Source organism: Streptomyces sp. NPDC006552 (genome assembly GCF_040611655.1).
Classification (GTDB): domain Bacteria; phylum Actinomycetota; class Actinomycetes; order Streptomycetales; family Streptomycetaceae; genus Streptomyces.
Genome location: NZ_JBEXOS010000051.1, coordinates 50117 through 59719 on the forward strand (window position 1 = coordinate 50117; position 9603 = coordinate 59719).

Genomic DNA, 9603 nt, shown 5'->3' on the forward strand with positions numbered 1-9603 from the left:
GGGGGAGGAGGGGCGGGTGGCGGTCAGCCCTGGCGGGCGGGGGCGGCGAAGTGCTCGTCGAGAACGGCCAGGACCTCGGCGGGCCGCTCCGAGAGGAAGAAGTGACCGCCGGTGAAGACCCGCACGTCCGAACCGGCCGTGGTGTGCTCGCTCCAGGCGTGTGCCTCCGCAAGCGTCGTCCGCGGATCCGCGTCACCGGTCAGGACGGTCACGGGACAGCTGACGGTCGCCCCCGGGTCGCAGCGGTAGGTCTCCACCGCCCGGTAGTCGCTGCGGATCGCCGGCAGCACCATGCGCAGCAGCTCCTCGTCCTGGAGGACCTGGGCGTCCGTGCCGGCGAGCGCCCGCAGTTCGGCGATCACACCGTCGTCGTCGAGGGTGTGGACACGCTCGTCCCGGACGCGGGACGGCGCCCGTCGCCCCGACGCGAACAGCCGGACCGGCCCGGACCCGGTGCGCTCCATGCGGCGCGCCACCTCGAACGCGACCAGCGCGCCCATGCTGTGGCCGAAGAAGGTCAGCGGACGGTCGTCGTCCCACGCCGCGAGGGCCCCGGCGACCTGGTCGGCGAGGTCCGCCACCGAGGCGGGGCCCTCTTCCAGCCGCCGGTCCTGCCGCCCGGGGTACTGGATCGCGGCGACGTCGACGCGGGGGCTGAGCGCGCCGGCGACCGGCACGTAGAAGCTGGCCGAACCACCGGCGTGCGGGAAGCACACCAGCCGCTCGGCGGCGCCGGGGGAGGGCCGGAACCTGCGGATCCACAGGTTGTCGGTGGGGGAACTCATGGGACGTACGTGTCCTTCCGGTAGGTCGGTGTGCCCGTGCCCGGCCCCCGCGGCCACCGGGCGGCGCTCGGTGACCGCGAGGGAGGGGAGGCGGGATCAGTCGTCGGCCCCGGGGCCGTACACCTCGACCTGGTCGGAGACCCGGCGCACGTGAATGCACTCGCCGGGGCACTCCTTGGCCGAGTCCACCACGTCGGTGAGCAGCTCCAGGCGGAGCGGCGTCGTCGCACCCGGCGCCTGGAGCAGTTCGTCCTGGTCGCTCTTGACGTAGGCGAGTCCGTCGATGTCCAGCTCGAACACCTCGGGCGCGTACTGGGCACAGATACCGTCACCGGTGCACAGGTCCTGGTCGATCCAGACTTCCAGGTCCTCGTCGTTCGTTGTCTGCGGGGACATACACACCTGCCTGGCAGTGTCGTCTTGGCGCGCGCACGCATGTGAGGTGGGTCGTGCGCGCCGGTTCACGAGAGGTGCTCGGGGGTCACACGCGCATCGGCTGCGGCGCCTCGCGGCGGGCCGGGTCGGGACCGTCGTACTCGCGGATGATCTCGTAGCGGGTGTTCCGCTCGACCGGGCGGAAGCCGGCGTCGCGGATCAGGTCGAGGAGGTCCTCGCGGGTCAGCTTGTTCGGGGTGCCGTAGTTGTCGGCGTCGTGCGTGATCTTGTACTCGACGACCGAGCCGTCCATGTCGTCGGCACCGTGCTGGAGGGCGAGCTGCGCCGTCTGGACACCGTGCATGACCCAGAAGACCTTGACGTGCGGGACGTTGTCGAACAGCAGCCGGGAGACCGCGAACGTCTTCAGGGCCTCGGCGCCGGTGGCCATGGTGGTGCGCGCCTGCAGCCGGTTGCGGATCTTCCCGTCCTTCATGTCCACGAAGTCGTGCTGGTAGCGCAGCGGGATGAAGACCTGGAAACCGCCCGTCTCGTCCTGCAGTTCACGCAGGCGCAGCACGTGGTCGACGCGGTGGCGGCGCTCCTCGATGTGCCCGTAGAGCATGGTGCACGGGGTCTTCAGACCCTTCTCGTGCGCGAGGCGGTGGATCCGGGACCAGTCCTCCCAGTGGGTGCGGTGGTCCACGATGTGCTGACGGACCTCCCAGTCGAAGATCTCCGCGCCACCACCGGTCAGCGACTCCAGGCCGGCGTCGATCAGCTCGTCGAGGATCTCGGACGCGCTCATCCCGCTGATCGTCTCGAAGTGGTGGATCTCGGTGGCCGTGAACGCCTTCAGGCCGACGTGCGGCAGCGCCTTCTTCAACTCACGCAGCGAACGCGGGTAGTAGCGCCACGGCAGGTTCGGGTGCAGGCCGTTGACGATGTGCAGCTCCGAGAGGTGCTCGTTCTCCATCGCCTTCGCCAGGCGGACGGCCTCCTCGATGCGCATCGTGTACGCGTCCTGCTCGCCCGGCTTGCGCTGGAAGGAGCAGTAGGCGCACGAGGCGGTGCACACATTGGTCATATTGAGGTGCCGGTTGACGTTGAAGTGCACCACGTCACCGTTCTTGCGCGTGCGCACCTCGTGCGCCAGACCGCCCAGCCACGCCAGGTCGTCCGACTCGTACAGGGCGATGCCGTCCTCGCGGGACAGCCGCTCACCGGAGAAGACCTTCTCCTCCAGTTCGCGCTTGAGCCCAGCGTCCATGGCCGGAAACCTCCTCGTTCAGTGCCTGGCGGCACGCGTAGTGGGACTGCGCACGGGGCGCGGATGCCTCGCCGGTGAGCCCGGGGCGGACCGGCGCGGACGGGCCACAGTCTTGGCCCTCGTGCCCGAAGAGGGGCGGGCACGAGGGCCGGGACCGCACCACACGGACACTCCGTCGCAAGCCGTGGACCGTCACGGGCCCGCGGGAGCGGCCGAGGATCCGGCCGCCGCGGACCCCGGGCCCGTCGGCGGGCACCGACGCCGCGTCGGGTGGGGCTCCCCCATCCTCGTGGAGGGCAGTCTGGGGAAAACCCCACATCCGCAACGGCTTTGCTGAGGACACGTCCGCCCACCGCACATCCCACGAAGGGGACCCCATGCCGGCACCGCTGACCCTCGCGCACTCCCCCTGCCCCAACGACACCTTCGTCTTCCACGCCTGGACCCAGGGACTGCTCCCCGACGCCCCCGAGGTGGACCTCACCCTCGCCGACATCGACATCACCAACGGCCAGGCCCGGCGCGGCGAACTCGACATCCTGAAGGTCTCCTACGGCGTCCTGCCGCACATCCTGGACGACTACGCGCTGCTCCCCTGCGGCGGCGCCCTCGGACACGGCTGCGGCCCGCTCGTCCTGGTCGCGGAGCCGGGCGAACCCGCCGCGCTCGCCGGGGCACGCGTCGCCGTCCCCAGCACCACCTCCACGGCCTACCTGCTCTTCCGGCTGTGGGCGGCCGACGCCGTGCCCGGCGGCGTCGGAGAGATCGTCGTCCTGCCGTTCCACGAGATCATGCCCGCCGTCCGCGACGGCCTCGTGGACGCCGGGCTCGTCATCCACGAGGCCCGCTTCACCTACGGCCGCTACGGCCTGCACTGCACGGCCGACATGGGCGAGGAGTGGGAGAAGCGCACCGGACTGCCCATCCCGCTCGGCGCCATCGTCGCCCGCCGCTCCCTCGGAACACCCCTCCTGCGCGGCCTCGCCGACGCCACCCGCGCCTCCGTCCGGGCCGCCCGCCGCGACCCCGGAGCCTCCCGCGCCTACGTCCTGCACCACGCACAGGAGATGGAACCCGACGTCGCCGACCAGCACATCGACCTGTACGTCAACGAGTTCACCGCCGACCTCGGCGAGAACGGCCTGCACGCCGTGCGCGCCCTGCTCGACCGCTCCGCGGACCTCGGCCTGCTGCCCCGCGTCCCCGACAGCGTCCTCGCCACGACCCTCGCCCTGTAAGCCGGGCCGGTGCGCGGCCGTCCCCGCCGGACGCCCAGCTCACGGACGGACCCCGCGCCGGCCGGCAACGCTAGAAGTTCTCTTAGAGCACCCCGCCGACAGCCCGTACACCGGCCCGGCCCTTCCCATAATCGGCCCCAGGGACAGGCCCGGCACCGGGAGCGCCACGGCCTGTCCCCACGAGGGCATCGGGTGGCACGCCCGCCCCTCACCGGCCCCGGCGCCCACAAGGCGCCGGGGCCCGCCCGATACCCCCGTGCCCACCGGCGGAGCCAGCGTGCCCGCCGCCGAAGGGAGACCGCCCTGTGAGCGAGGACAAGCTGCACGACTTCTTGACCCGCGTCTCCAACGACCTGCAGCGCACCCGCGCCCGGCTGCGCCAGGTCGAGAGCAGGGCGACGGAACCGATCGCCGTCGTCTCCATGAGCTGCCGCTACCCCGGCGGGGTCCGTACCCCCGAGGAGCTGTGGCACCTCGTCGACACCGGCACCGACGGCGTCACCGCGTTCCCGGACGACCGCGGCTGGGACCTCGACGGCCTCTACGACCCCGACCCGGCGACCCCCGGAACCTGCTACACCCGCGAAGGCGGCTTCCTGCACGACGCCGCCGACTTCGACCCTGCCTTCTTCGGCATGTCACCGCGCGAGGCGCTCGCCACCGACCCCCAGCAGCGCCTGCTGCTCGAACTCGTCTGGGAATCCCTCGAACGGGCCGGACTGCGCCCCTCGGACCTGCGCTCCAGCGCCACCGGCGTCTTCGCCGGAGTCATGTACAACGACTACGCCACCCGCTTCCCCGAGCCGCCCCCCGGCGTCGAGGGCTACCTCGGCAACGGCAGCGCGGCGAGCATCGCGTCGGGCCGCGTCTCCTACACCTTCGGCTTCGAGGGGCCCGCCCTCACTGTCGACACCGCGTGCTCCTCCTCGCTCGTCGCCCTGCACCTCGCCGTGCAGTCCCTGCGCCAGGGCGAGTGCGACCTCGCCCTCGCCGGGGGCGTCGCGTTCATGTCGACCCCGGTCACCTTCCTGGAGTTCAGCCGCCAGCGCGGCCTTGCGCCCGACGGCCGCTGCAAGTCCTTCGCCGACGCCACTGACGGCACCGGCTGGGGCGAGGGCGCCGGCGTCCTGCTCCTCGAACGCCTCAGCGACGCCCGCCGCAACGGCCACCCCGTACTCGCCGTGATCCGCGGCTCGGCCGTCAACCAGGACGGCGCCAGCAGCGGCCTCACCGCCCCCAACGGCCCCTCCCAGCAGCGCGTCATCCGCCAGGCCCTCGCCTCCGCCGGCCTCACCCCCCAGGACGTCGACGCCGTCGAGGCGCACGGCACCGGCACCAGCCTCGGCGACCCCATCGAGGCACAGGCCCTGCTCGCCACCTACGGCCAGGACCGGCCCGCCGAACGCCCGCTGTGGCTGGGCTCCCTCAAGTCGAACATCGGCCACACCCAGGCGGCCGCCGGTGTCGGCGGCGTCATCAAGATGGTCATGGCCCTGCGCCACGCGGGCCTGCCCCGCACCCTGCACGTCGACGCCCCCACCACGAAGGTCGACTGGACCGAGGGCAACGTACGCCTCCTCACCGAACCCGTCGCCTGGCCACCCACCGACCGCCCCCGGCGCGCCGGGGTGTCCGCGTTCGGCGTCTCGGGCACCAACGCCCACGTCATCCTGGAAGAGGCACCCGCGCCAGAAGCGGCGGAGACGCAGGAGGACGACGCGCCCGCCACCCGCCCGCTCCCGCCGGTGATCCCCTGGACCCTCTCCGCACGCACCACCGAAGCCCTGAAGGACCAGGCCACCGCCCTCCTGACCCACCTCGGCACAGACCCGGACACCGACTGCCGGGCCGTCGCCCACACCCTCGCCCACCGCTCCCTCTTCGAACAACGCGCCGTCGTCCTCGGAACCGACCGTGACAGCCTCACCGCCGCCCTCACGTCCCTCGCGGGCGACGGCACCTCACCCGACGTCGTCACCGGCACCGCCCGCCGCGGAGGCAGGACGGCGTTCTTGTTCGCGGGCCAGGGTGCGCAGCGGCTCGGGATGGGGCGTGAACTGTACGACGCGTTCCCGGTGTTCGCGGCGGCTTTCGATGCGGTGTGCGCGCAGGCGGGGGAGGAGCTGCGGGACGTCGTCTTCGGTGATGACGCCGAGCGCCTGGCTCGTACGGAGTGGACGCAGCCCGCGTTGTTCGCGGTGGAGGTCGCGCTTTATCGCTTGGTCGAGTCGTTCGGGGTTCGTCCGGACTTCGTCATGGGGCACTCCATCGGTGAGATCGCTGCCGCGCATGTGGCGGGGGTGATGTCGCTGGAGAATGCGTGTGCGCTGGTGGTGGCGCGTGGCCGGCTGATGCAGGAGTTGCCCGCCGGTGGCGTGATGGTGGCTGTGGAGGCGGCGGAGGCGGAGGTGCTTCCGCTGCTGGTCGAGGGAGTGTCGATCGCGGCCGTCAATGGGCCGCGGGCTGTCGTCATCGCGGGCGCCGAAGCAGCTGTCACCGCGGTCGCTGAAGCGCTGAAGCAACAGGGCCGACGCACCTCCCGCCTGCGCGTCTCGCACGCCTTCCACTCGCCGCTCATGGAGCCGATGCTCGACGCTTTCCGGGCGGTGGCCGAGCGGATCACGTACGCGGTCCCGTCGATCCCCGTCGTGTCGAATGTGACCGGACGTCTCGCCACCGAGGGCGAGTTGGCGTCGGCCGAGTACTGGGTGCGGCACGTGCGGGAAGCGGTGCGTTTCGCGGACGGTGTGCGTGCCCTGGCCGCCCAGGGCGTGACACGTTTCCTGGAGATCGGCCCGGACGGCACCCTCACCGCCCTCGCCCAGAACTGCCTCCCGGACGGCGGGGCCGACGGCACGGTTCTCGTTCCCGTGCTGCGCAAGGACCGGGACGAGCCCCGGACGGCAGTCGCCGCGCTCGCGACGCTGCACGCCTCCGGCCGGACGGTCGACTGGGGAGCCCTGCTGCCGGACACCTCGGAGCCGGTCCTGCTTCCGACCTACCCCTTCCAGCGGCAGCGCTACTGGCTTGACCCGGTCGCCGGTCGCCTCGGGCACCGGGGTGAACACCCGCTCCTCTCCGCCGGGATCGGCCTCGCCGACTCCAACGGCGTGGTGGCGACCGGCCGCCTCTCGGCACGCACGCAACCCTGGCTGGCCGGCCTCGCCACCGGCGGCGGGACCCTCGTCGCCGCCTCCGTCCTCACCGACCTGGCGCTGCACACAGGGCGCGCCCTCGGCGCCCACCGCCTCACCGAACTGCACGTCGACGAGCCGCTGCCGCTGCCCGGCACCGGCGAGACCGAGATCCAGACCGTCACCGAGGCAGTGGCGGGCGAACAGCGCTGGACCTTCGCCCTGTACGCACGGCCCTACGACCCCGACCTCGCCGACGCGTCCCGGCCCTGGACCCGGCACGCGCACGGCATCCTCACCACCCACGTCGACACGGCCGACTCGGCCGACACCGAGCCGGCGGGGGTGTGGCCCCCACCCGGCGCGACCCCCGTAGACCTGGACGAGCTGTACGAGACGCTGGACTTCCCGGCGGAGCCGCGGGTGTTGACCGCGGCCTGGCGCCTGGGCGAGGAGGTGTTCGCCGAGGCGGCCCTCCCGGAGACGAAGGCGGCCGAGGCGGTCGGATTCGCCGTACACCCCCTGCTGCTCGACAGCGCACTCGTGGCGATCGGCGCGCTCGGCCGTTCCGTTCCCCGCCTCGTGTCCTGGTCCGACCTCGCCGTCCACGCGCGTGCCGCCACGCACGTACGGCTGCACGTCATAGCGCGCTCGGAGACAGAAGCCTCGCTCAGGCTCCTGGACGGCGCCGGGGCCCCGGTCCTCACCGCCCGCGGCGTCACGGACCTGCCCTTCGACCCCGACCGGCTCCCCGCCACCACGCGCAGGCGTGGAAGCGACCTGTACACCGTCACGTGGAGTCCGCTCGACCCTGCCGCCACCATCGCGCCGCAACAGGACCCGACCACCGCGCTGCACACACCGGACGAGCTGCTCGCCGCTCTGGCCGAGACCTCGGACGCCCCTCTCCCTGACCTGGTCGTCGTCTCCTGGAGCGCCGTCGAAGCCGAGGCCCACGCGGGGGCCGGGTCCGGCACGGACGTGGCCGCCGCGGTGCACACCGCCACCTCCCGGGCCCTTACTCTCTTGCAGGGCTGGCTCACCGCTCCACGAGCGGCCGGCGCGCGCCTGCTGGTGCTCACGCGCGGCGCGGCCGCCGTCCTCGACGGGGAGACCGTGCCGGACCCGGCCACCGCCGCGGTCCGGGGCCTGGTGAAGTCCGCGGCCTCGGAGAACCCCGGACGGATCCTGCTCCTCGACGCCGACACCACCCCCACCGACGAGGAGCTCAAGAGCGCCGCACGGTACGGCCACGACGAACTCGCGCTACGCGCAGGTCAGTTCCTGGCCCCGAACCTCTCGCTCGCCCCGGACGCCGTCGAGCAGCGGGGCGGCGCCTTCCCGACGGACCGCACCGTCCTCATCACCGGAGGCACCGGCAGCGTCGGCTCGGCCGTCGCCCGCCACCTCGTCGTCCGGCACGGAGTCCGCCACCTGCTCCTTGTCACCCGGCGCGGCACGCAGGCCCCCGGCGCCGCCGAACTCACGGCCGAACTCACGGCCCTGGGAGCCCGGACCACCGTCGTCGCCTGCGACGCAGCGGACCGCGACGCCCTCGCCGACGCGCTCAACAGCCTGCCGCCCGCACACCCGCTCGGCGCCGTGGTGCACGCCGCGGGATCACTCGACGACGGCATCATCACCTCGCTGACCCACGACCGACTGGCCACCGTGCTGCGTCCCAAGGTCGACGCGGCGGTCAACCTCCACGAACTGACCCGCGGCCTCGACCTCTCGGCGTTCGTCCTCTTCTCCTCGGCCGCCGCCGCCTTCTCGGGACCCGGACAGGGCAACTACGTCGCCGCGAACGCCTTCCTCGACGCCTACGCCACCCGCCTGCGCGCGGAGGGCCGGCCGGCGGTCTCCATCGCCTGGGGCCTGTGGGAAGCGGACAGCACGATGACGCGGAACCGCACCGGCGCCGCCCAGGACCGCGCCGCCCGGAACGGCATCGGCGCCCTGCCCACCGAGGACGCCCTCGACCTCTTCGACCGCGCCCTGACACCTATCGGGAGCGTGCCGCTGCCGCTGTGCCTCGACCGCACGGCCCTGCGCCGGGCCGCCGACCGGCTGCCCCCGCTGCTGCGCACGCTGGCCGGCCGCCCGGCCCTGCGTACGGCCGCCACCTCCGCCACGCAGGCGGATTCGCCGCTCGGCCTCCTGCGGCTGCCGGAGGCGCGCCGCAGGGACGCTGTCGACGAGCTGGTGCGCACAGCGCTGGCGACCGTGCTCGGACACGCCCCGGGTACGCAGATCCGCCCCGACACACCCTTCACGCAACTGGGTCTCGACTCCCTGACCGCCCTCGAACTGCGCAACACCCTCTCCCAGGCAACCGGCACACCCCTGCCCGCGACTCTCGTCTTCGACCACCCGACGCCCGAAGCCGTCACGGAACTCCTCCTGGCGGAACTGGCACCGGCCGGCCTGGCCGACCCCTCCGACTCCACCAGGACCCCCGCGGCCCGCGCCGTTCCCCCGGCCGACGAGCCCATCGCCGTCATCGGCATGGGCTGCCGCTTCCCCGGCGGCGTCGAGACCCCCGAACAGTTCTGGGACCTGCTCCGGCAAGGCGAGGACGCCATCGGCGACTTCCCCGCCGACCGCGGCTGGGACAACCTCGGCGCCCTGAACGATCTCGACGGCGACGGCTCCACCCCGTCCGCCTACACCCGGCTCGGCGGTTTCCTGTCGGACGTGGGCGACTTCGACGCGGAGTTCTTCGGGGTGTCGCCGCGTGAGGCGTTGGCGATGGATCCGCAGCAGCGGTTGCTGCTGGAGGCGTCGTGGGAGGCGGTGGA

At 72.9% G+C, this 9603-nt stretch carries 5 protein-coding genes; 2 read left to right on the forward strand and 3 right to left on the reverse strand.

From position 1 onward, the window contains the following. Positions 1-23: 23 nt before the first annotated feature. The 3 genes from ABZY33_RS25780 to mqnE form a co-directional block, all read right to left on the reverse strand. Complete coding sequence (locus ABZY33_RS25780; protein WP_356494045.1) at positions 24-785, reverse strand: alpha/beta fold hydrolase; 762 nt, start codon at positions 783-785, stop codon at positions 24-26. Between the two features lie 96 nt (positions 786-881). Further along, on the reverse strand, positions 882-1181 hold the full coding sequence (locus ABZY33_RS25785) for a ferredoxin (protein ID WP_356494046.1): 300 nt from the start codon (positions 1179-1181) through the stop codon (positions 882-884). Between the two features lie 85 nt (positions 1182-1266). After that, positions 1267-2430 (reverse strand): aminofutalosine synthase MqnE, encoded by a 1164-nt coding sequence (gene mqnE / locus ABZY33_RS25790; protein ID WP_356494047.1) that lies wholly within the window; start codon positions 2428-2430, stop codon positions 1267-1269. Positions 2431-2807: 377 nt separating this feature from the next. Here mqnE and ABZY33_RS25795 point away from each other — a divergent pair, with 377 nt between their 5' ends. Beyond that, entirely contained in the window at positions 2808-3668 is an 861-nt protein-coding gene (locus ABZY33_RS25795; RefSeq protein WP_356494048.1) for a 1,4-dihydroxy-6-naphthoate synthase, read from the forward strand. Positions 3669-3973: 305 nt separating this feature from the next. Next, positions 3974-9603, forward strand: a 5630-nt coding sequence (locus tag ABZY33_RS25800) for an SDR family NAD(P)-dependent oxidoreductase (RefSeq protein ID WP_356494049.1), incomplete at its 3' end; no start/stop codon positions are given.

Bases quoted from the DNA above. Each gene is read 5' to 3' on its own strand.
- ABZY33_RS25780 (WP_356494045.1), bottom strand. From the start codon at position 785: ATGAGTTCCCCCACCGACAACCTGTGGATCCGCAGGTTCCGGCCCTCC.
- ABZY33_RS25785 (WP_356494046.1), bottom strand. From the start codon at position 1,181: ATGTCCCCGCAGACAACGAACGACGAGGACCTGGAAGTCTGGATCGAC.
- mqnE (WP_356494047.1), bottom strand. From the start codon at position 2,430: ATGGACGCTGGGCTCAAGCGCGAACTGGAGGAGAAGGTCTTCTCCGGT.
- ABZY33_RS25795 (WP_356494048.1), top strand. From the start codon at position 2,808: ATGCCGGCACCGCTGACCCTCGCGCACTCCCCCTGCCCCAACGACACC.